The organism is Kribbella swartbergensis (assembly GCF_054784135.1).
Genome location: NZ_BAAGPM010000002.1, coordinates 1 through 23,112 on the forward strand (window position 1 = coordinate 1; position 23,112 = coordinate 23,112).

Sequence of the window (23,112 nt, forward strand, 5' to 3'; positions counted from 1 at the left end):
CGTGGGCGAAGCGGGTGACGGCCAGGCTGTATTACCGGTTGATGTGCCGGTTGGTGGGCAAGGAGATCCCGTTCGATGCGGCCGATTTCCGGTTGGTGTCGCGGCGGGTGGTGGATGCGGTGAACGCGCTGCCGGAGGACGGCCGGGTGTTTCGGCTGGTGATTCCGTGGCTGGGGTTTCCCAGTGCGGAGGTGAGGTATGTGCGGGCGGAGCGGGCGGCGGGGACGACGAAGTACAACTTGTCGAAGATGCTGCGGCTCGCGTTCGACAGTGTGACCGCGTTCTCGGCCGCGCCGCTGAGGCTGGCGACCTGGCTGGGGCTCCTCGGCGGGGCGATGTCGGGGCTGTTCGTGGTGGGCGCGTTGGTCATCAAGCTGACCGGGCGCAGCATCCCGGGGTGGACGTCGACGGTGCTGGCGGTGAGCATCATCGGCGCGATCCAGTTGTTGTGTCTGGGGTTGCTCGGTGAGTACGTCGCCCGGTTGTTCCAGTCGAGTCAGCGCCGTCCGCAGTTCCTCGTCGGCTACGACAGCCTCGACGACACGGGACACCAGGAACCGGTCCGCCGGAGATGAAGCGGTCGCTCCCATGGCTGCTGCCGCTGGTGGTCGCGGTCCTCGGGCTCGCCTCGATCGACGTACCGCCCGGCCCGATCGTCAAGTACGGCGCCTACTTCGCACTCGGGATCGCGCTACCCGGCACGCTGCTGTTGCGGGCGGCCTGGCGTAGTACGGGCAACTGGGCCGAAGACCTCGGCCTGGGTTCGGTCGTCGGCGCGACCTGGCAGCTGATCGGCTGGGCCGTGTTCACGGCGCTCGGCTGGCAGCGCTGGTTGATGATCTGGCCCGCACTCGTGCTCGTTGCCTTTGCGGGCGTACGGCGTCTGCGCGTCCACTGGCGGATCACGCAGCCCGAGCCCCTGCCGATGCTGTGGACCTGGGGCCTGGCGGTCGCATCGGCCGTGGTCCTGGGCGCGGCCACCCTGGGCGTGATGGCGTTTCACCAGTTGCCACCACAAGGATCGGCGTACTACCAGGACCTGCTCTACCACCTGTCGATGCTGAACGAGCTGATGCGGGCGGTCCCGCCGGAACTGCCGCAGGTGGCGGGGGAGCGGCTCGAGTACCACTGGTTCGCCAACGCCGACATGGCCGCGGCGGTGGACATCACGCGGCTGACGCCGGCCATCGTGCTCTTCCGGCTGTGGCTGCTGCCGTGGCTCGTGGTCGCGTTGCTGGTGTGTGCGACGATGGCTCGGACTGTGAGTCGGGCGTGGTGGACCGGCGTACTCGCGGCTGTCGCGTTGGCGGCGCCGCAGCTGTACCTGCTGGTCGACACGAGCGCGAACCTGTCCGCACCGTTGAGCTTCCTCAGTCCCTCGCAGACCTTCGGCATGGTCGCGTGCGTCGCGGCAGCAGTGTTCCTGATCGAGTTGCTCTTCCGTGATGCGCGCGGCGGGTTGTGGGTGGTCGCCTTCGCGGTCGCGATCCTCGGCGGCGGGTCGAAGCCGACCGTGTTGCCGGTCCTGGTCGGCGCGGTCGGGCTCGCCGCGGTTGTGCTGTTGATCCAGACCCGGCGTCTGCCGCTGCGGGCCGTCGTGGCAGGGGTACTGCTGGTGGCGACCGGGGTTGCGACGATGCTGACGGTTGCCGGGAGTACCAGCGGGTCGGGGCTGCAGTTTCTCGCCGTACTGAAGGCGAGCGGGGACTACAAGGCCGCGACCGGGGACGCGACGCCGGCAGGCGAGGGCGGGATGATTCTGCCGGCGCTGGCTCAGGGCGCGGTGGCCGGGACGCTGGTGCTGCTGGCGTTGCTGCTGATCAATCAGGCAACCGCCGTGGCTGGGTTCGCGGCCCTCGGCAAGCTTCGGCGGGAGCCGGTCGCCTGGTTCCTGGTCGGTGGGCTGATCGCGGGCTGGGCCGGCTACCTGCTCATCGACCATCCGTCGGTGAGCGAGTCGTACTTCATCCACACCGCGATCCCGTTCAGCCTCGCGGCGACCGGTTGGCTGGCGGCCGTGCTCGCTGCTTCCTTTCCCACGCGAGACCGCAGACGTGCCTTGCTCCTCAGTGCGGCCGGTGGGGTGGTGCTCGCCGGGACCTACGCCGCGGTCCTCTTGGTGGCGGATGCGAAGCCCGATGGCCGGCTGTGGCTGGTCGCTCGACCGTTGGTCGCCGTACTCGCACTGACCGTCGTGCTCGTCGTCTTCCTGGTACGACGACCTGCCGCGGGGCTCGCCGTCGTACTCGCTGCCGTGGCGCTCGTGCCGATCAAGTCGTTCGCGCAGAGCGCCGTCCATGGCGACAGCGAGCGGGCGCAGACGTTCACCGCCGCCCGGTGGTGGGTGTACCCGGACGAGGAGTCGGCGGCGAGGTGGCTCGCGAAGCACTCCGCGCCGACCGACGTCGTCGCCACGAACACCTGGTGCCGTCCGGCCGGCAAGCAGACTCCCGGATGTGACGCCCGCGGCTACATCGTGAGCGGGATCGCCGGCCGCCGGACGTTGATCGAGGGCTGGGCGTACACGAATCAGGCGATGGCACGGCAGGGTGTCGGCGGCCGCCGATACACCGAGCAGCCGTCGCCGTGGCCGGAGCGCGTCGCACTGACGAACCAGGCCTTGGCCGCGCCGACGCCGGACCTGCTGACGCGGCTGCGGGAGCAGTACGGCGTGCGATGGCTGTACGCCGATGCACGCGACGGAGCCGTGTCGCCGCAGCTGGACCGCCTGGCCGTGATGCGACACAGCGTCGGGAAGGTCCGGATCTACGACCTCGGAGAGTGATTGGACCGTAACATCGTGTCAGCGTAGTGCGTTACCTCTACGCTGGCCCGCCCGCCCCGTGGCCGACGCACACGTACGACGTGAATGCTCGGGAGGGCGGCAACTGTGGGGGCATTACGACCGGGGCTGTCCATCGTGCTGGTTTCCGTCCTCCTCCTGATGTCAGCTGTCGACTCGACCGCGTATCAGGTGCCCGGGGCACCTTTCAGCCCCGGTGACTCGGCGACGGCGACCATGCCGGGTTCAGGCCTCCAGCAGACGATCACCGCGACCGGCCGGACCGAGTTGCTCGACGCCACCACTGCCGGCGTCCGCGGGACCGGCCCGACGACGTACGCTCCACCGATCGCGCGTACGACGCCCGCGCAGGACATCCTGGTCAACACCGGGACCTGCGCGTCGACCGGCGGTTGTGCCGACCGCGGCACGCTGACGGTCGAGTTCAGCCGCCCGGTGCGCAACCCGGTCCTCCACCTGGCCGGCATCGGCGGCGCGGTCACGCAGACTGTCAGCGGCAGACCGACCGCCCAGTCCGAGCTGCACGCGGTGCTCAAGCTGACCACCGCCGGCCTCAGCCTCACCAAGGTCGGCGAGGGCAACAACCTCACCGTCACCAGCGACACCGTCTCCGCCACCGACCACGACGCGGGCCCGAACTGCATCAACACGAAGACCGGCACGGGTCTGGACGCGACCGCGACGGCTGCTTGCGGCTCGGTCCGGGTGAACGGCGTCGCCACGAAGATCACCTTCGACCTCACTGCCCTCTTCACCAAGCATCCGAAGCTCCCGGCGTTCAACACCTCGTCGTCCGGCGACGCCTTCTCGATCGTCGCCTCCACCGGAGAGGACTTCGGCGACGCGCCGGCGTCGTACGGCGCCGCGTGGTCCGTCCTGAGCGACGTACGACTCGGCAAGGATGTCACCGAGGACAACGCGACGGTCGCCAACGGCACCACCGGACCGACGACGACCGATCAGGCCGACGACGGCCTGACCTTCAAGACGCTCCGCACCAACTCCACGACGTACTCCGCCGAACTCGCCCTGACCGGCGCGTCGAAGGCCGGCCGGGCGTGTGCCTGGATCGACCTGGACCGCGACGGAGCCTTCGAACCGGCCGAGCGGGCCTGCGCGGCCTTCGCGTCGGGCCAAAGCGCCGTCACCCTCAACTGGGCCAAGTACGCCCGCCCGGCGGCTGGAGCGTCGTACGCCCGGGTGAGGGTGGGCTACAACAACGCGCAGATCGACAAGCCGACCGGCGCGGCCGACTCCGGCGAGGTCGAGGACCACCCGATCCAGATCGCGCCGCCGCCTCCGCCGGTCCTGGCCGACGACTCCGCGACGACCGCGTTCAACACCGGTCTGACGGTCGATGTGCTCGGCAACGACAAGCCCGGCGACCCGGGTACGCCGCTCAAGCCCGGCTCGCTGTGTCTCGTCGACGGTGCGAACTGCGTGGTGATGGTGAACGTCGTCGGCCAGGCCAAGTACGTCGCCAAGCCGGACGGCAAGGTCGACGTCGAGCCGGTGCCGGGCTTCATCGGCCCGGGCAAGCCGGTCACCTACCGCGTTGCCGACAGCAACGGCGCTACCGGGACCGCGAAACTCACGCTCACCGTCGCACTCCCGGCCCGGCCGGTCGCCACCGCGGATACCGCGACCACTGCACAGAACGTCAGCATCGCGCTGAAGCCGCTGAGCAACGACCGCGCGGCCGCGGGGGTGACGCTGGTCCCCGGCTCGGTCGTGCTCCGCGACCCGGCCGACGTCGCCTTCAAGAAGAAGGTCGTCATCGCGAACGAGGGCTCGTACGTCGTCAAGCCGAATGGCGGCGTGGACTTCGTCCCGCTGCCCCGCTTCACCGGCGTCGGCACCCAACTGGGCTACCGCGTCACCGACACCACCAGGCAGCACGCCGAGTCCACCCTGACCGTCACGGTCACTCCGGTCACGCCGACCGCGAACGGCGACTCGGTGTCGACCCCGTTCGACACCGACGTCGTCGTGCCGGTGCTGGACAACGACCTGCCCGGATCGCCGGACGCGCCGCTGGATCCGGCCAGTCTTCGGCTGGTCGATCCGCTCAGTCGGAAGCTCGTCGACAAGGTGACCGTCGGGCGCCAGGGGTCGTACCTGGTGGCCGCGGGCAAGGTGACCTTCCGGCCGGTCCACGGGTTCCAGGGCGTCGGTACGCCGCTGACCTATCAAGTCCTCGACAAGAACGGCACACCCGCGCGGGCCGAGCTCACGGTTTCGGTCGACGCGCCTGGTCCGCCGGTGGCGAATCCGGACACGATCACCACGCTGCAGGGCGGCTCGGTCCTGATCGCTGTACTCGACAACGACAAGCCGGGGCCGACCGGCGCGGCACTCGTGCCGGGCAGCGTTCGGCTGATCCCGCCGACGCGCAGTGAGCCGGTCGCGACGTTGGTCGTCGCGGGACAGGGCAAGTACACGGCGAAGCCGGACGGCAAGGTCCTGTTCGAGCCGGTCCCGGTGTTCAGCGGCGCGGCCGAACCGGTGACCTATCAGGTTGCCGACGGCAACGGCGCGATCGGCAGCTCGACCCTCGCGGTCAGCGTGACGAAGGTGCAGCCGGACGCGACCGATGACACGGCCAGTACGGCGTACGACACGAGCGTGACCGTGGCGGTGCTGACGAACGACAGCGCGGGCGACCCGGCGGTGCCGCTGGTCCCGAGCAGCGTTCGATTGCTCGATCCGAAGACGCGTGAGGCCCTGACCACGGTCGTCGTTGACGGCGAGGCGTCGTACACGGTGAACCCGGACGGGAAGATCGAGGTCGACCCGCTGGCGTCGTACACCGGTGTCGCGGCGCCGGTCACCTACAGCGTGTCCGATGTGAACGGCACGCTCACCACCGCCACGCTGACCGTCACCATCGCGAAGCCGCCGACACCGTCCGCCAAGCCCGACATCGGGACCAGCAAGCAGAACGTACGGCTGCTGATCGAGCCGCTGGCCAACGACACGGCCGGCCAGGGCACCGGCCTCGATCCGGTCAGCCTGGTCCTGATCGACCCGGCCGACGGATCGATGAAGAAGCTGGTGAAGATCCCGGGGCAGGGCAGCTACCAAGTGACTCCGGAGGGCATGGTCGTCTTCGACCCGCTCCCGGGGTTCACCGGTACGGCGACCACCCTGACCTACCGGGTGTCGGACTGGTTCGACCAGGCGACGCGGTCGACCATCACCGTCACAATCACGCCGATCACACCGGTCGCGGTCGACGACGTCGCGAAGACGCCGTACGAGAAGACGGTCTCGGTCAAGGTGCTGGTGAACGACAGGCCGGGTGACACGTCGGCACCGCTGGTACCGGGCAGCCTGTTGCTCACCGACCCGGCCGACGGACTGCTCAAGGCAACGGTCACGATCCCGGCCGAAGGCGTCTACACCGCGGCCGGGGGAGTGGTCACGTTCGATCCGGCAGTGACGTTCCGTGGTCCGGGCACCCAGGTGACCTACCAGGTGGCCGACAGCAACGGCACGCTGACGAAGGCCAGGCTGTGGATCACCGTCGGGCTGCCGCCGATCGCGGTCGCCGACACCGCGTCGACGAAGCAGGGCGTCACAGTCACGGTGGACCCGCTGTCCAACGACAGTCCGGGCAGCGACGCGAAACTCGACTCGTCGACGGTCGGGCTGCTCGACCCGGCCGCACGGACCACCGGCTACGTGAAGAAGGTGACGGTCCAGGGACAGGGCACGTACTCGGTCCAGCCGAGCGGCGCGGTCGTCTTCGACCCGCTGCCGGCGTTCCGCGGCAAGGCGCTGGCGATCAACTACCGAGTCGCCGACTCGAACGGCAGCACTGCGGCGTCCACGCTGACCCTGACCGTGACGCCGATCTGGCCGGTCACCCTCGACGACTCGGCGATCACGCCGTTCAACCAGCCGATCACCGTGAACGTCCTGACCAACGACAAACCCGGTGACGTCTCGGCGCCGCTGGTCCGGTCGAGCCTGGTGCTGAAGGACCCGGCCGGCGGACACCGCAAGACCGTCACCCAACCGGGTGAAGGCACCTACGCGGCGGCGGACGACGGGTCGATCACGTTCACGCCGGTCAAGAACTACCAGGGCGTCACGACGCCGGCGACGTACCGGATCACCGACGACAACGGGACGACGGCCGAGGGCCTGCTCTTCCTGACCGTCGGCAAGGGACCGCAGGCCGCGGCCGACACCGTGACGACAAAGCAGAACATCACCGCGACGGTGGACCCGCTGGCCAACGACGAGCCGGGCACCGACGCGGAACTCGAGAAGGCCTCGGTCCAGTTGTACGGCGTGACCGCGCTGAACTGGGGGCGGAAGGCAACGGTCAACGGCCAGGGCGTGTTCACCGTGAACGAGGTGACCGGGCGGATCACGTTCGACCCGCTGCCGACGTTCCGCGGTGTCGCCTCGATCGCCTACCGGGTGACGGACACGAGCCGCAACACGACCGCCTCCACGGTCGCGGTGACGGTCCAGCCGATCATTCCGGTGGCGGCGGACGACGCGATCAGTACGCCGTACGACACGGCCGCGACCGTTGCGGTGCTGAAGAACGACAAGCCGGGTGACGCGTCGGCGCCGCTGGGGGAGGTGCGGCTGATCGATCCGGCGACCGGCGACGCGGTGCCGTCGCTGGACGTCCCGGGTCAGGGGACATACGTCGTGCAGCCCGACGGCGGGATCCGGTTCGCGCCGGTGGACGGCTTCGCCGGTGTGGCGACGCCGGTCGGCTACCAGGTTGCCGACCGCAACGGGACGATCGGGGCGGCGTCGTTGACGGTCACGGTCCAGTCCCGGCCGGTCGCGGAGCCGGATGCGGCTCGGACCAGGCAACACGTGCCGGTCACGGTCGACCCGCTCGCGAACGACAAGCCCGGTCCGGGTGCGTCCCTCGACCCCGCCACGGTCCTGCTCATCGGTCCGGACCGTGCGCTGGTCGACCGCGTGACCATCGCCGGCCAGGGTGAGTACATCGTTGCCGACGGCAAGGTGAAGTTCAGCCCGGTCGCCGCATTCACGGGTACGGCGAAGCCGATGGCCTACGCGGTCAAGGACGGCAACCGGAACTCGGCTCGCTCCACGATTACGGTCACCGTCGACCCCGTGCGCCCGGTCACGGTGGACGACAGCGCCAAGACGGCGTTCGGTACGGCGGTCGTCGTCGACGTTCTGGGGAACGACAAGCCGGGCGATCCCGCGGCGCCGTTGGTCCCGGCTTCCGTCGTACTGAGGGATCCGGCGGACGGCAAGGACAAGAAGTTGGTGACCGTTCCGGACGAGGGTGGGTTCGCGGCGGGGGCGGACGGCACGATCACCTTCACTCCGGCCAAGGGCTTCATCGGTACGACGCGGACCGTCGCCTACCGGGTCGCCGACAAGAACGGCACATCGAGCTCCGCGCTGCTGGAGGTCACCGTCGCGGCTCCCATCCTGGCCAAGGCGACCACGGACGCGGCGACGGGTACACCGGGCAGTCCGGTCGCGGTCAATCCGCTGCTGAACGACAGCGGTGCGCTCGACCCGAGCACGGTCTGCCTGCGGACCGGACCAGGCACGTGCGTCAAGCGGGTCGCGGACGCATCGGGCACGTGGTCCGTCGCCGGCGACGGCACGATCAGCCTCGCTCCGGCCACCGGGTTCACCGGCAACGCCAAGGCGACCTACGAGCAGACCGACGCCACCGGCGGCAGGGTCGCGGCACCGGTGAGGTTCACGATCGGCGCGCAACCCTCCACGCAGCCGAGGTCGGTCAACCGCGTCCAGATCGCCGCGACGGGTGGTCCGCCGCCGATCCTGCTCACCCTGGGCGCTCTGCTCACCGCGTTGGGTGCGACGCTCGCTGCGATCTCACGCCGTTCCCGCTAGAGGTCCTGGACCAGCATGATCTCGTCGCGGTAGTCGCCCGGACCGAGCCGGATCGCGCGGGGATGGCGACCGACGATCCGGTAGCCGAGAGGTTCGTAGAACTTCTCCAGGCCGAGACCGTCGCGAATCGTGAGCTGCGACTGTTCCAGACCCAGGTCGACCGCCGAACCGCGCAGGCCCTCCATCAGCATCCGGCCCGCGCCGTTGCCCTGGTGCTTGGGGTGAACCATCAGCCGCAAGACCGTGCGCCAGTGAGCCTGCAGCGCACTGCCTCGACTCACGAGCAGGCCCATGCCGACGTACCGCTCACCGTTGTGCAGCACACCGAGCAGATCCAGGCCGGCCGCGACCCGTCCCAGCGCCTCGTCGAGCGTCTCCGCCACCAGCTCCACCGGAGCCGGTGACGTGAACCCGACCGCACCGCCCGCGTCGGTCGCCGCGATCCAGGTGTCCAGCAGATCCGCCCGCAATCCCGGATCGAGCACCTCGTCCGGCTCCACCACCAGGTACTTCACGGCACCTCCATCTGCGACTGAGTTGCAGATAGTCTACGACCACGCCGACTGGCTACCGCGTCCCGCGTGCATTGCTCAGTCGAGTTCGTGCAGTGGCGGGACCATGGTGAGCTTGTCCGGGTTCCGGATCAGGTAGAGACCGGTGATCCGGCCGTCCGTGCTCTCCAGGAACGTGACCGTGTCCGGCTCGTCGTCGAAGTACGCGATGAACGCGGTCTCGCCGTTCAGCGTGGCAAGCCGGATCTCGAAGTGCGGGTTCTCCGCGATCACGGCGACCAACCAGCGGGCGATCTTGTCCGCACCGTGGATCGGCCGCAGCGCGGCCCGTTTCTTGCCGCCGCCGTCGCTGATCAGCACCGCGTCCGGTGCCAGCAGTGAGACCACCTGATCGACGTCGCCGGACCCGGCCGCCGCCATGAAGCGCATGGTGAGCTCGTTGTGCCGCTCCCGGTCCACCCGCTGCCGGGGCTGCCGCGCATGCACGTGCTCTCTGGCCCGGTGGGCTAGTTGCCGTACGGCGCTCTCCGACCGGCCGAGAGTGGCCGCGATCTCGTCGTACGGGAGATCGAACACCTCCCGCAGGACGAAGGTGGCCCGCTCGAGTGGCGACAGTGTCTCGAGGACGACGAGCATCGCCATACTCACCGAGTCGGCCAGCTCCACCGCGGCCGCCGGATCGTCGTCGGACAGGATCGGTTCCGGCAGCCACGGACCGACGTAGTCCTCCCGGCGCGCCTTCTGCTGGCGAAGCCGGTTGAGCGCGAGCCGGGTGGTGATCCGGATCAGGTACGCGCGGGGATCCCGAACCTCCGCGTGGTCGACCTCGGCCCACCGCAGCCACGCCTCCTGCACCACGTCCTCGGCGTCGGCGACACTGCCGACCACGCGGTACGCCGCTCCGACCAGAATCGACCGGTGTTCGTCGAACTCCCGCGCCAGTCGCTCGTCGGCCTCGCCGGTCACGCCGGCCTCAGCTCGCAGAGCTCCTTGAAGCCCTGGCTGGTCAGGCCGAGCGCGGCGTTGGTGCGGGAGCGGTAGTTCTCCAGTGACACCCAGGCGGTGAGCTCGACCAGCTGCTCGTCGGTCAGGTCCTGCCGCAACCGCTCGACCAGCTCGTCGGTGACCGTCGGCGGGGTCGCCGTCATCGCCTCGGTGTACTCCATCACCGCGCGCTCCAGATCCGTGTAGGCGTCACTGTCCCGCCACCCTGGCACATCGCGCAGCTTCTTCGGGTCGACACCCTGGTGATGGAACTCCCAGTAGCCGAAGTCCATGCACCAGCTGCACCCGATCCGCGCCGACGCCACCATCACCGCGAGCGCCTTCAGCGTCGGGTCGAGCTTGTTCCAGCGAGCCGCCGACCCCTCCATCAGCATCATCGACACCAGCACCCGCCGGTTGTGCATCACCGCCTGCCCCGGCTCCAGCACCTGCCCGAACTTCCGCCGGCTACCCCACTCCGCCAGCCGCACGAACCACGTCCGCCTGTGCTCCAAGCTGATCCGAGCCATCCCAACCTCCATCAGTTCGTCGTCACCCTTCGGACACGCCGGAACGGTCCGCGTGTGACATGACCTGGCTCACAACCAGGCGCCCGAGTGGTTCACCCGGTGGAGTGGGTAATGGATCGGCAGGCACCGACTTTCAGTTGGATATTTTTCCATCGCATGGCATACTCATTCACATGAGTGTGAAGGTGGCGGTGGCCGGGGCCAGCGGATATGCGGGGGGTGAGCTGCTTCGGCTGCTGAGTGCGCACCCGGAGGCCGAGATCGGCGCGCTCACCGCCGGAGGGAACGCCGGTACGGCGCTCGGGCAGCACCATCCACACCTCGTGCCCCTGGCCGGGCGCACCCTGGTCGAGACCACGGCGGAGAACCTCGCCGGTCACGACGTGGTGTTCCTGGCCCTACCGCACGGGCAGTCCGCCGGAATCGCCGAGCAACTCGGTGAGGACGTCACCGTGATCGACTGCGGCGCGGACTTCCGGCTCACCGAGGCGCAGGTGTGGACCGAGTTCTACGGCGGCGAGCACGCCGGCTCGTGGCCGTACGGACTCCCGGAGCTTCCCGGCCAGCGGGACAAGCTCCGCGGGACGAACCGGGTCGCCGTACCGGGCTGTTACCCCACCGTCTCCACGCTCGCCCTGCTACCCGCCGTACAGCACGGCCTCGTCGATCCCACCCAACTGGTGGTGGTCGCGGTCAGCGGTACGTCGGGCGCCGGCAAGGCACCGAAACCTCACCTGCTCGGCGCCGAGGTGATGGGGTCGGTCTCCGCGTACGGCGTCGGCGGCGTCCACCGGCACACCCCGGAGATCGAGCAGAACCTCACGCCGTACGCCGACCGGCCGGTGAGCGTCTCGTTCACGCCGGTCCTCGCGCCGATGGCCCGCGGCATCCTCGCCACCTGCAGCGCACCGGTTGCCGAGGGCACCGACGTGGCGGCGCTCCGGCAGGCCTACGAGGACGCCTACCGCAACGAGCCGTTCGTGCACGTGCTGCCCGAGGGGCAGTGGCCGCAGACGCAGGCCACCCTCGGCGCGAACACCGTGCAGCTCCAGCTCGCCCTCGACCAGCGCACCGGCCGCGCCGTCGTCGTGGCCGCGATGGACAACCTCACCAAGGGCACCGCCGGCGGCGCCGTGCAGTGCATGAACCTGGCCACCGGGCTCGACGAGACCCTGGCCCTACCTCTCATCGGAGTTGCACCGTGACCCTCGCAGTCACCCCGAGCAGCTCGGGGGTTTCCCCGGTCGACCGGAGCGCCGGTGTCACCGCGCCGGCCGGCTTCCGCGCGGCCGGGGTGATCGCCGGGATCAAACCGGCCGGCACGCCGGACCTGACCGTGGTCGTCAACGACGGCCCGCACGACGTCGCCGCCGGCGTCTTCACCACCAACAAGGTGAAGGCGGCGCCTGTGCTGTGGTCCCAGCAGGTCCTCACCGCCGGCAAGCTGAAGGCCGTTGTCCTGAACTCCGGCGGCGCCAACGCCTGCACCGGACCGGAAGGGTTCCAGGACACCCACAAGACCGCGGAGAAGCTGGCCGAGGTGCTCGGTGTCGGCGCGGCCGAGATCGGCGTCTGCTCGACCGGCCTGATCGGCGAACGGCTGCCGATGGACAAGCTGATCCCGGGGATCGACGCCGCCGTGGAGGCCCTGGGCGACGGTCCTGAGCACGGGCTGGCGGCGGCGACAGCGGTCATGACGACCGACAACGTGCCGAAGCAGGCAGCGCTGCACCACCCGGACGGCTGGAGCATCGGCGGGTTCGCCAAGGGCGCCGGCATGTGCGCGCCGAACATGGCGACCATGCTCAGCGTCATCACGACGGACGCCGTCCTGGATCAGCCGCACCTCGACCACGCGCTGCGGAACGCGGTCGGCAAGACGTTCAACCGGCTCGACGTGGACGGCGGTACGTCGACCAACGACACCGTGCTGCTGCTCAGCTCGGGCGCGTCCGGTGTCACGGTCACGCCGGAGACCTTCGAGGCGGCCCTCACCGCCCTGGCTGCTGACCTGGTGAAGCAGTTGCAGGCGGACGCCGAGGGCGTGACGAAGCACGTCAGCATCACGGTCAAGGGTGCCGCCACCGAGGCCGAGGCTGTCGCCGCCGCCAAGGTAGTTGCCGAGGACAACCTGTGCAAGACCGCGTTCTTCGCCTCCGACCCGAACTGGGGCCGGATCGCGATGGCGGTCGGCAACGCGCCCACCGCGTTCGACCCGTCGTTGCTGGACATCACGTTGAACGGCGCGCCGATCTGCGTCGCGGGCGGGAAGGGCGTCGACCGCTCGGAGGCCGACCTGAGCGGGCAGGAGATCGACGTGGTGATCGACCTGCACGCCGGCCCGGCGTCGGCGACCGTGCTCACCACCGACCTGTCGCACGCGTACGTCGAAGAGAACTCGGCGTACTCGTCATGAGCACCAGTCATGCGGACGCGGTCGAGAAGGCCGCCGTCCTGACCGAGGCCCTGCCCTGGCTGAAGCAGTTTCACGGCAAGACCGTCGTGGTCAAGTACGGCGGCAACGCGATGGTCGACGACAAGCTCAAGCGCGCCTTCGCCGAGGACATCGTCTTCCTCCGGTACGCCGGGGTGCGGGTCGTCGTGGTGCACGGCGGCGGTCCGCAGATCAGCGACATGCTCAGCCGGCTCGGCATCGACAGCGAGTTCCGCGGCGGGCTGCGGGTGACCACGCCGGAGGCGATGGACGTCGTCGGCATGGTCCTGGTCGGCAAGGTCGGCCGCGAACTGGTCGGCCTGCTCAACGCGCACGGCCCGTTCGCGGTCGGCATGTCCGGCGAGGACGCCGGTCTGTTCACCGCCGAGCGTCGTACCGCGATCGTCGACGGCGAGGCGGTCGACATCGGGCTGGTCGGTGACGTGGTCGATGTCCGGCCGGAGGCGGTGATCGACCTGATCGACGCGGGCCGGATCCCGGTGGTGTCGACGATCGCCCCGGACGAGGACGGTCAGGCGCACAACGTCAACGCCGACACCGCGGCCGCCGCCCTCGCGGTCGCGCTCGGCGCCGAGAAGCTCGTCGTCCTGACCGACGTGGCCGGGCTCTACCGGAACTGGCCGGACAGCGACGAGATCATCACCCAGATCAACACCACCGAACTGGCCGAACTGCTGCCGTCGCTGGCGTCCGGGATGGTGCCGAAGATGGAGGCCTGCCTGCGCGCGGTCGAGTCCGGGGTGTCCCGGGCGACCGTGATCGACGGCCGGGTCCCGCACTCGCTGCTGCTGGAGATCTTCACCGACGCCGGAAGTGGAACCCAGGTGATTCCGTCATGACCGAACTGCTGACTGTCGACGGCACGCAGAGTGCGCTGACCGAGCGGTATTCGAGTGCGTTGATGAACACGTTCGGGCCGCCGAAGCGGGTGCTTGTCCGCGGCGAGGGCGCGTACCTGTGGGATGCCGACGGCAACAAGTACCTCGACCTGCTCGGCGGGCTCGCGGTGAACTGCCTCGGCCACGCCCACCCGTTCGTGGTGTCCGCGGTGACCAGCCAGCTCGCCACCCTCGGGCACGTGTCGAACTTCTTCGCCTCCGCACCGCAGATCGCGCTGGCCGAGAAGCTGCTGGGCCTTTTCGATGTCCCCGGCAAGGTGTTCTTCACCAACTCCGGCACCGAGGCGAACGAGGCCGCGTTCAAGATCACCCGGCGGACTGGCCGGACCAAGATCGTGTCCACCGTCGGCGCCTTCCACGGACGGTCGATGGGTGCGCTCGCGGTGACCTGGAAACCGGCGTACCGGGAGACGTTCGCGCCGCTGCCGGGTGACGTGGAGTTCGTCCCGTACGGCGACGCCGACGCGCTGGCCGCCGCGGTCGACGACGAGACGGCGGCCGTCGTCCTCGAGCCGATCCAGGGCGAGAACGGCGTCGTCGTACCGCCGGCCGGCTACCTGCAGGCGGCTCGGCGCATCACCTCCGAGCACGGCGCGCTGCTGTGGATCGACGAGATCCAGACCGGTGTCGGCCGGACCGGGAACTGGTTCGCCTTCGAGAGCGACGGGATCACTCCGGACCTGGTGACCGTGGCCAAGGGCCTCGGCGCGGGCATCCCGATCGGGGCCTGCATCGGGCTCGGCGCGGCCGCCGACCTGCTGCAGCCGGGCAACCACGGCACGACGTTCGGCGGCAACCCGGTGGCCGCGATCGCCGGGCTCGCGGTGCTGACCGTGATCGAGCGGGACGGGCTGCTGGCTCAGGTGAATGCTGTTGGCAACCACCTCGCGTCGTCCATCAGCTCGCTCGACCATCCGCTGATCGCCGGGGTGCGCGGCCGCGGGCTGCTGCTCGCGATCGAGCTCACCAAGCCGGTGTCGGACCGGGTCGCGGCCCTCGCGCTGGAGGCCGGGTTCGTTGTGAACAACCCGATCCCGGACGCGTTGCGGCTGGCGCCGCCGTACATCCTGAGCAAGGCTGATGCCGACAGTTTCGTCGCGGCCCTCCCCGGGCTGCTGGACCAGGTGGAGGGGGCATGAGCAGGCACTTCCTGCGGGACGACGACCTGAATCCGGTCGAGCAGGACGAGGTGCTGACACTGGCCGCGCAGCTGGCCGGTGACCGGCACGGGCACCAGCCGCTGGCCGGGCCGAAGACGGTCGCGGTGATCTTCGACAAAACCTCGACCCGGACCCGGATCTCGTTCGCCGTCGGGATCGCCGAACTCGGCGGCGTACCACTGATCATCGACGCGCAGACGTCGCAGCTGGGCCGCGGCGAGCCGATCGCGGACACCGCCAGGGTGCTCGACCGGCAGGTCGCGGCGATCGTCTGGCGGACATTCGCGCAGACCCGGATCGAAGAGATGGCCGCGGTCTCCCGGGTGCCGGTGATCAACGCGCTGACCGACGAGTTCCACCCGTGCCAGATCCTCGCCGACCTGCTCACCGTGCGCCAGCACAAGGGGTCGACCGCCGGGCTGAAGCTCGTGTACCTCGGCGACGGCGCGAACAACATGGCCCACTCGTACCTGCTGGGTGGAGTCACCGCCGGCATGCACGTGGTCGTGGGATCGCCTTCCGGATATCAGCCGGACCCTGCTGTGCTGGCGCGGGCCGCGGAGATCGCAGCCGAGACAGGTGGCTCGGCCGCCTGGACGGCGGATCCGCTCGAGGCCGTGGACGGCGCGGATGTTGTTGCCACCGACACCTGGGTGTCGATGGGGCAGGAAGGCGAGGCCGCCGCGCGGGAGGCACCGTTCGTGCCGTACGCGGTGACCGAGCAGCTGATGTCGAAGGCGAGTTCCGACGCGATCGTGCTGCACTGCCTTCCGGCGTACCGGGGCAAGGAGATCGAGGCGGCCGTGATCGACGGTCCACAATCGGTCGTCTGGGACGAGGCGGAGAACCGGCTGCACGCCCAGAAGGCGCTGATGTCGTGGCTGCTGGCAAGGAGCTTCTCGTCATGAGCATCGCGGTTCCGACCACGAAGACGGCACGGCAGCAGCGGATCGTCGACCTGCTGGGGCGGCAGCCCGTCAGGTCGCAGACCGAGCTGGCCGACCTGCTCGCCGCGTCGGGGCTCGTCGTCGGCCAGGCGACGCTGTCGCGCGACCTGGTCGAGATCGGTGCGGTGAAGGTCCGCGACTCCAGTGGCCAATTGGTGTACGCCGTACCAGGTGAGGGCGGCGACCGGACACCGCGCGCCGGTGAAGCCGCCGCCTTCGAAGCCCGGCTGGCCCGGGTGGCGTCCGAGCTGCTCGTGTCCGCCGAGGGCAGTGCCAACCTGGTAATCCTGCGAACCCCGCCGGGTGCGGCCCAGTACTTCGCGTCGGCGATCGACCACGTGGGACTGGACGACGTACTCGGCACCATCGCCGGCGACGACACCGTCATGGTCGTCTCCCGCAATCCGACCGGCGGCCCGGCCCTGGCCGGCCGCTTCCTGTCCCTCGCCGCGCGCGAACCCAAGTAAGTCCCACCGCAGCTGTGGTGGGTTGAGAGGATGCTCGAATGACCGAGAGTGCGGCCCTGTGGGGTGGCCGGTTTGCTGGTGGGCCGGCGGATGCCCTGGCGGCGCTGAGCAAGTCGACGGACTTCGACTGGCGGCTGGCGCCGTACGACATCGCCGGTTCGAAGGCGCATGCCAAGGTGCTGCACCGAGCGGGGCTGCTGACCGACGAGGACCTCTCCGCGATGCTCGCCGGGCTGGACGGGCTGCTGGACGACGTACTCGCGGGCAAGTTCCTGCCCGCCGAGGACGACGAGGACGTGCACACGGCGCTGGAGCGCGGTCTGCTCGAGCGGCTCGGCGCTGAGCTCGGTGGCCGGCTGCGGGCAGGCCGATCCCGCAACGACCAGGTCGCCACGCTGTTCAAGAGCTACCTGCGCGAGCACGGCCGCATCATCGGCCGGCTCGTGCTCGATCAGGTGAACACGCTGGCCGAGCAGGCCGAGAAACACCTCGGTGTCGCGATGCCCGGCCGTACCCACCTGCAGCACGCGCAGCCCGTGCTGCTCTCGCACCACCTGCTCGCTCATGCCTGGCCGCTGATCCGCGACCTCGACCGGCTCGCCGACTGGGACGCCCGCGTCGCCGCCGACTCGCCGTACGGGTCGGGCGCCCTGGCCGGCAGCTCCCTCGGCCTTGATCCGCAGTACGTCGCTGCCGAGCTCGGCTTCACCGACTCGTCGCCCAACTCGATCGACGGGACCGCGGCGCGCGACTTCGTCGCCGAGTTCGCCTTCGTCACCGCGCAGATCGGCGTCGACCTGTCCCGGCAGGCCGAGGAGGTGATCATCTGGGCGACGAAGGAGTTCGGGTTCGTCGAACTGGACGACGCGTTCTCGACCGGGTCGAGCATCATGCCGCAGAAGAAGAACCCGGACATCGCCGAGCTCGCCCGCGGCAAAGCCGGCCGGCTGATCGGCAACCTGAGCGGCCTGCTGGCCACGCTGAAGGCGCAGCCGCTGGCGTACAACCGGGACCTGCAGGAGGACAAGGAGCCGGTCTTCGACTCCATCGACACCCTCGAGGTGTTGCTGCCCGCGTTCACCGGGATGATCCGGACCCTGCGCTTCAACACCTCCCGGCTGGAGGAGCTCGCACCCCAGGGCTTCTCACTGGCCACCGACATCGCCGAGTGGCTGGTCCGGCAGAAGGTGCCGTTCCGGGTCGCGCACGAACTGGCCGGCGCGTGCGTCCAGGAGTGCGAGAGGCGCGGTATCGAGCTGTGGGACCTGACCGACGAGGATCTGGCCGCGATCTCGCCGTCGCTGACACCGGACGTGCGTTCGGTCTTGACCGTCGAGGGGTCGCTGGCGTCCCGGAACACCCGCGGCGGCACGGCGGGGGAGCGGGTGGCCGAGCAGCTGACCGAACTGCGCACCCGGTCCGCAGCGCACGCGGAACGGCTCGCCTAGCGGCGCATCACGCGGTGCGACTGAGCTCGGCGGCGGCTCGCGCCGGACGCCCCGGCGCAGCCTCGACCGGGCTCTGTCGCCTAGGGTGCTGCGCATGCCTGTCCGTCGCTCTCTGCTCGCCAGGCCCGTCCTCGACGTGGCGCCCAACCTTCTCGGGATGGTCCTGCGCTCCACCACGGACGAGGGCACGGTCGCGGTCCGGCTGACCGAAGTCGAGGCGTACGACGGTCCCTCGGACCCCGGGTCGCACGCGTACCGCGGCCGGACGGCTCGCAACGCGGTGATGTTCGGGCCGCCCGGATTCCTGTACGTCTACTTCACCTACGGCATGCACTTCTGCATGAACGTCAGTGCCGGCCCGGAGGGACAGCCCTCAGCCGTCCTCCTGCGGGCCGGCGAGATCGTCGAGGGCATCGAACTCGCCCGCGCCCGGCGCCTGCCCAGCACCCCGGCGGGCAAGTTCAACCAAGCCGCTACCCCGAACGGCGGCGCACCGACAGCGGCCCGGTCGCCGGGTGTCACCGCGCGTGCGGCGGCTGGCGCGCGGGCGTCCCGTGCCGAGTCGGCGGGTGTGTTGCCAGGGCCGGTCGCGAAGCGGGCGAACGGGAACCCGGACCGGGAACTCGCGCGCGGTCCGGCCCGCATGTGTGTCGCGCTCGGCATCGGCCGGGACGACAACGGCGTCGACCTGCTGTCCAAGACCTCCCATATCCAGCTGCTCCCCGGCCCCGGCTTCGACGGCGAGCCGTCCACCGGACCACGAGTCGGTCTCCGCGAAGCCGCCGACCGCCCGTGGCGTTTCTGGATCCCGGACGACCCGACGGTCTCGCCGTACCGCCCGCACGTCCCCAAGCGCCGGACCTAGCGGTTGGCCAGGGCCAGCACGTGCTCGAGCTGCGGCAGCCCGTGTTCCACCTCGGGATCCGGGAACAGGCCGATGTGGTGCACACCGGCCGCCTCCAGCGCCTCGATGTGCGCCACCGCGTCGTCCAGCGTTCCCACCGCACCGATCTCGGTCCACCAGTCGGCCGGCATCCCGACCAGGCTGTCCGCGCCGGACTCGTCGTACAGCTTCTTCATGTCGTCGTAGAACGGCAGCGCCTTCAGCCCCGGGTGGTTGTAGTCGATCCGCTCCGCGAGCCACGGCGCGGTCCACTCGTACGCCGTCCTGCGGTCGTCGCGCACGCAGAACGCGCTGAACACCGCAACCACGAAGCCCTCGGGCGAACCGGCGTACTCGATCGACTGCCGTACGTACGCCGGAGTCGCCGGCTCGGCCAGCACGATCCCGCCTCCGACCCGGCCGGCCAGCGCCATCGACTTCGGACCCATCACGCCGAGCAGGATCGGCGGCACCTCGGCCGGCGGCGCGTCCAGCTGCACGTCCCGCAGGTAGACGGTCTTGCCCTCGAAGCTGACCTTCTCACCGGCGAGCAGCCGGGTGACCGCGGTGGTGACCTCCTCCAGCGCCGTGAGCGGCGACTTGGGCCGGACGCCCATCTGGCCCATCCACTCCTGCACACCGTGACCGATACCGGGCAGGAACCGGCCAGGCGCGAGCGCGTCCAGAGTGGCGAACTCCATCGCCGTCACCGCAGCGGTCCGCGCGACCGCCGGCACGATGCCCAGCCCGACCGTGAGCCGCTCGGTCGAGGTGAGCGCGGCGGAGACCAGCGACGGGCCGGCGGTGTAGAAGCAGTCCTCGATGATCCACAACTCGTCCGCACCGCCCTGGTCCAGGCGGCGGGCCACGTCGGTCACCAGGGCGGCGGGGTAGGTGCGCGGGAAGCACATCCCGAGGGCGGCAGAGGTCTGTGTCATGCGAAGACCGTAGAGGCCGCCGCCGACAGTTCTCAAAGGAGTTCCGCAGTTCGGTAAAGGTCATCCCGGGCCGCCGGGGCGGCAGGCGTAGCGGCCCCAGGTCCGGGTAGGTTCGGACCATGGCCCGACCGCACTACTCGTCCCGTCTCGAGGACTGGTTCAACATCGGGGTGCAGGCGATCCTGCGGCGTCGCGGCTGGCGAGAGCGGATCATCCCGCACGTGGGTTACGGCACCACCCAGTTCGTCCGGGTGCTGGCACGCGTCGTACTGAGCAGGGACCCGCGCAGCCAGCCCAGGTACGACGAGGACCAGGTGGTGCGCGGCTGGCGCGTCTTCGTCACCGCGCCGGCGACCAAGGTCAAGGTGACGGTGACCGTGGGCGGGGAGACGTTCGAGGCCATGACCGACCGGGGTGGCTTCGTCGACCTCACCGTCCCGGTGGTGCTGCCACCGGGCTGGCACGAGATCAACCTGGGCGTGCACGGCGAGCGAGAGGCTCGCGGCCGCGTCTACGTTCCCGACCCGGACGCCGCGGTCGGTCTGGTCAGCGACATCGACGACACGGTGATGCTGACAATGCTGCCGCGTCCGCTGATCGCAGCCTGGAACACCTTCGTCCGCGATGAGCAGGCGCGTCGCGTCGTACCAGGCATGGCAGAGCTGTACACCGAGCTCCTGGCCGAACACCCGGGTGCGCCGATCTTCTACCTCTCCACCGGGGCATGGAACACGGCACCCACCCTCACTCGCTTCCTCGCGCGGCACGGGTACCCGGCAGGTCCGCTGCTGCTCACGGACTGGGGACCGACCAACACGGGCTGGTTCCGCAGCGGGCAGGAGCACAAGCGCAATGCGCTGCGACGGCTAGCTGCCGAGTTCCCGAACGTCCGCTGGATCCTGATCGGTGACGACGGCCAGCACGATCCCCAGCTGTACGGCGACTTCGCGCAGACCCACCCGGATCACGTACGGGCGATCGGCATCCGCCAGCTCACCCCGGCCGAGCAGGTCCTGTCACACGGTCTACCGGTCCCCAACGCGGACCCGGGCGCCCACGACCCGCACCGGCCCAACGCCGTCACAGTGCACGCTCCCGACGGTCACGCGCTCCGGCCACAGCTGCAGGCCGTCCTGACCCGCCCGGACCCGTCGTAACCGACATACAGGACACTTGTAGCCGACCGACGTACTCGAGGAGAGACAAGTGACCGACAGCGGGACCGAACGCCGCACCCAGGTGCTCGACGACCTGGAGAACCGCGGCCTGATCGCGCACTCCACCGATCCCGACGCCCTGCGGGCCGCCATGGCGGCCGGACCGATCACCTCCTATGTCGGCTTCGACCCCACCGCGCCCAGCCTGCACATGGGCAACCTGCTGCAGCTGCTGACGCTGCGCAGGCTCCAGTTGGCCGGCCACAACCCCATCGGCCTCGTCGGTGGCGCCACCGGTCTGATCGGCGACCCCAAGGAGAGCTCCGAGCGGGTGCTGAACCCGAAGGACGTCGTACACCAGTGGGTCGAGAAGGTTCGCGGCCAGGTGGAGAAGTTCATCGACTTCGACCCGGCCCTGCCGAACCCCGGTCGCATCGTCAACAACTACGACTGGACCAAGGACCTCAACACCCTCGACTTCCTCCGTGACATCGGCAAGCACTTCCCGGTGAACCGGATGCTCGGCCGCGAGGTCGTGAAGGCCCGGCTGGAGCAGGGGATCAGCTACACGGAGTTCAGCTACGTGCTGCTGCAGTCACTCGATTACCTGGAGCTGTACAGGCGCTACAACTGCACACTGCAGACCGGCGGCAGCGACCAGTGGGGCAACCTCACGGCCGGTGTGGAGCTCATCCGTCGTACTGAGGCCGGCAAGGCTCATGCGCTCGCCACGCCTCTGGTGACGAAGGCGGACGGCACCAAGTTCGGCAAGACAGAGTCCGGGACCGTGTGGCTGGACCGGGAGCTGACATCGCCGTACGCCTTCTACCAGTTCTGGTTCAACACCGATGACCGCGACGTGATGCAGCTGGTGCGGTTCTACACCTTCCGCACACCGGAGGAGATCGCCGCACTCGAGCAGGCGACCGCGGAGCGTCCGCAAGCCCGTGAGGCGCAACGACTGCTTGCTGAGGATGTCACCACGCTGGTGCACGGAGAGCAGGAGACCAGGCGAGTCCAGGAGGCGTCGAAGGCTCTCTTCGGTCAGGGGGAGCTCGCCTCCCTCGACGGCTCCACGCTGGTCGCCGCACTCCGCGAAGCACCCCACGTCGAACTCGGCGCCGGCGAGCCCATGCCGACGTACGGCGACCTACTCGTGAAGTCCGGCCTGGTCGCCAGCAAGTCGGCGGCGCGCAGGACCGTGGCCGAAGGCGGTGGCTACCTCAACAACGAGAAGGTGAAGGACGCCGAGTACGTGCCGGGGACCGATGACCTGCTGCCGGGTGGAGTCCTGGTCCTGCGGCGCGGGAAGCGTTCGTTTGCAGGGGTTCTGGCGTCGGCGGCGGGTAGCTGAGTCCCGGGTTGACGCTTCTGAGAGTGCGAAGAGCTGGTCGAGGTTCGGCCGGACGACTTTGCTCCGGCCGGCGGTTGCGAGGTGCCTGCGGCATCCCTCGCCGCCGGCCGCTCCACTTCCACAGAGCGGGTGCTCGAGGCAAATTACAGCCGTGTGATCCTGCCCACCGGGAACGGATTTGACCGGCCACCTGGAAGCCACGTAATGTTCTTCTTGTTGGAGCGAGGCGCGGGACGCGAGAGCGGCCGGTCGCTCCAGACCCCCCAAGGCTAGCTGAGCCGAACCGTGTCGTCTGACCCGGGGCGGTAGCTGAGACGCGGGTGGAGGATCAGAAAAATCGGGACTTGACTCGGTGGATCTGCTCCGGTAAGTTAGCGCAGGTTGCCCCGGGATCCCGGCCGAGAGGTCAGGATGCGGTGTGCGTCCGATTCTTGAGAACTCAACAGCGTGCCGAAAGTCAATGCCGAAAGATGCATTAACCCCGTTCATGGGCATTGAGTGACTTGTCGCATTCTTATCCTTTGTGGTTTGGGTGTGGTGGTTGTTCTTTGTTTGTGGCGGATTCCTTTGAAGTATATGATTCAAGTCAGTTTGATTGTTTCTGATTCGAAGGATCAACTTTAGTTGTTGACTCGCCGGCCTGTTGGCTGGTTTGTCTATATTTTTCAACGGAGAGTTTGATCCTGGCTCAGGACGAACGC

The 23,112-nt window shown here is 69.3% G+C and carries 16 protein-coding genes and 1 pseudogene; 13 read left to right on the forward strand and 4 right to left on the reverse strand.

All coding sequences use genetic code 11. From position 1 onward, the window contains the following. The 3 genes and pseudogenes from ACYVOK_RS00010 to ACYVOK_RS00020 form a co-directional block, all read left to right on the forward strand. Positions 1–575 (forward strand): annotated as a pseudogene (locus ACYVOK_RS00010) (glycosyltransferase); the annotation flags it as partial. Further along, a complete protein-coding gene (locus ACYVOK_RS00015) occupies positions 572–2,785 on the forward strand; it encodes a hypothetical protein (RefSeq protein WP_460660093.1) in 2,214 nt (737 codons plus the stop codon). The pseudogene ACYVOK_RS00010 and the gene ACYVOK_RS00015, both read left to right, overlap by 4 nt. A 159-nt stretch (positions 2,786–2,944) precedes the next feature. Next, positions 2,945–8,677, forward strand: coding sequence for an Ig-like domain-containing protein (locus tag ACYVOK_RS00020; protein WP_460660094.1), 5,733 nt, complete (start codon positions 2,945–2,947; stop codon positions 8,675–8,677). Here ACYVOK_RS00020 and ACYVOK_RS00025 read toward each other — a convergent pair. The 3 genes from ACYVOK_RS00025 to ACYVOK_RS00035 all read right to left on the reverse strand — a co-directional run bounded on the left by ACYVOK_RS00025 (position 8,674) and on the right by ACYVOK_RS00035 (position 10,703). Then, positions 8,674–9,192: a GNAT family N-acetyltransferase gene (locus ACYVOK_RS00025; RefSeq protein ID WP_460660095.1), complete on the reverse strand. Its 519-nt coding sequence runs from the start codon at positions 9,190–9,192 to the stop codon at positions 8,674–8,676. The genes ACYVOK_RS00020 and ACYVOK_RS00025 overlap by 4 nt on opposite strands. Positions 9,193–9,267: 75 nt before the next feature. Continuing rightward, positions 9,268–10,155: an RNA polymerase sigma-70 factor gene (locus ACYVOK_RS00030; RefSeq protein WP_460660096.1), complete on the reverse strand. Its 888-nt coding sequence runs from the start codon at positions 10,153–10,155 to the stop codon at positions 9,268–9,270. Beyond that, positions 10,152–10,703, reverse strand: a complete 552-nt coding sequence (locus ACYVOK_RS00035; RefSeq protein ID WP_460660097.1) for a carboxymuconolactone decarboxylase family protein — start codon at positions 10,701–10,703, stop codon at positions 10,152–10,154. Before ACYVOK_RS00035 ends, ACYVOK_RS00030 begins: the two co-directional genes overlap by 4 nt. A gap of 173 nt (positions 10,704–10,876) precedes the next feature. On the opposite strand from ACYVOK_RS00035, the gene argC reads away from it, so the two are divergent. The 8 genes from argC (at position 10,877) to ACYVOK_RS00075 (ending at position 18,944) form a co-directional block, all read left to right on the forward strand. Further along, positions 10,877–11,908 (forward strand): N-acetyl-gamma-glutamyl-phosphate reductase, encoded by a 1,032-nt coding sequence (argC, locus tag ACYVOK_RS00040; protein WP_460660098.1) that lies wholly within the window; start codon positions 10,877–10,879, stop codon positions 11,906–11,908. Next, complete coding sequence (argJ, locus tag ACYVOK_RS00045; protein ID WP_460660099.1) at positions 11,905–13,119, forward strand: bifunctional glutamate N-acetyltransferase/amino-acid acetyltransferase ArgJ; 1,215 nt, start codon at positions 11,905–11,907, stop codon at positions 13,117–13,119. Before argC ends, argJ begins: the two co-directional genes overlap by 4 nt. Beyond that, on the forward strand, positions 13,116–13,997 hold the full coding sequence (gene argB / locus ACYVOK_RS00050) for an acetylglutamate kinase (protein WP_460660100.1): 882 nt from the start codon (positions 13,116–13,118) through the stop codon (positions 13,995–13,997). Before argJ ends, argB begins: the two co-directional genes overlap by 4 nt. Next, complete coding sequence (locus tag ACYVOK_RS00055; RefSeq protein ID WP_460660101.1) at positions 13,994–15,196, forward strand: acetylornithine transaminase; 1,203 nt, start codon at positions 13,994–13,996, stop codon at positions 15,194–15,196. Before argB ends, ACYVOK_RS00055 begins: the two co-directional genes overlap by 4 nt. Beyond that, positions 15,193–16,125 (forward strand): ornithine carbamoyltransferase, encoded by a 933-nt coding sequence (argF, locus tag ACYVOK_RS00060; protein ID WP_460660102.1) that lies wholly within the window; start codon positions 15,193–15,195, stop codon positions 16,123–16,125. The genes ACYVOK_RS00055 and argF overlap by 4 nt, the downstream gene beginning before the upstream one ends. Continuing rightward, positions 16,122–16,631, forward strand: coding sequence for an arginine repressor (locus ACYVOK_RS00065; RefSeq protein WP_460660103.1), 510 nt, complete (start codon positions 16,122–16,124; stop codon positions 16,629–16,631). Before argF ends, ACYVOK_RS00065 begins: the two co-directional genes overlap by 4 nt. Positions 16,632–16,669: 38 nt before the next feature. After that, positions 16,670–18,079 (forward strand): argininosuccinate lyase, encoded by a 1,410-nt coding sequence (argH, locus tag ACYVOK_RS00070; protein WP_460660104.1) that lies wholly within the window; start codon positions 16,670–16,672, stop codon positions 18,077–18,079. A 94-nt stretch (positions 18,080–18,173) separates the two neighbouring features. Beyond that, a complete protein-coding gene (locus ACYVOK_RS00075) occupies positions 18,174–18,944 on the forward strand; it encodes a DNA-3-methyladenine glycosylase (protein WP_460660105.1) in 771 nt (256 codons plus the stop codon). On the opposite strand, the gene ACYVOK_RS00080 is transcribed toward ACYVOK_RS00075, so the two are convergent. Next, the gene (locus ACYVOK_RS00080) at positions 18,941–19,900 is read right to left on the reverse strand and encodes an LLM class flavin-dependent oxidoreductase (RefSeq protein ID WP_460660106.1); all 960 of its coding nucleotides are present in this window, start codon (positions 19,898–19,900) and stop codon (positions 18,941–18,943) included. The genes ACYVOK_RS00075 and ACYVOK_RS00080 overlap by 4 nt on opposite strands. Before the next feature lie 119 nt (positions 19,901–20,019). Between ACYVOK_RS00080 and ACYVOK_RS00085 the strand changes: the two genes are divergently transcribed. Then, positions 20,020–21,057 carry an App1 family protein gene (locus ACYVOK_RS00085; protein ID WP_460660107.1) on the forward strand — a complete coding sequence of 346 codons (1,038 nt, stop codon included), beginning with the start codon at positions 20,020–20,022 and terminating at the stop codon, positions 21,055–21,057. 49 nt (positions 21,058–21,106) lie between these two features. Continuing rightward, a complete protein-coding gene (gene tyrS / locus ACYVOK_RS00090; RefSeq protein ID WP_460660108.1) occupies positions 21,107–22,411 on the forward strand; it encodes a tyrosine--tRNA ligase in 1,305 nt (434 codons plus the stop codon). Positions 22,412–23,112: the final 701 nt, after the last annotated feature.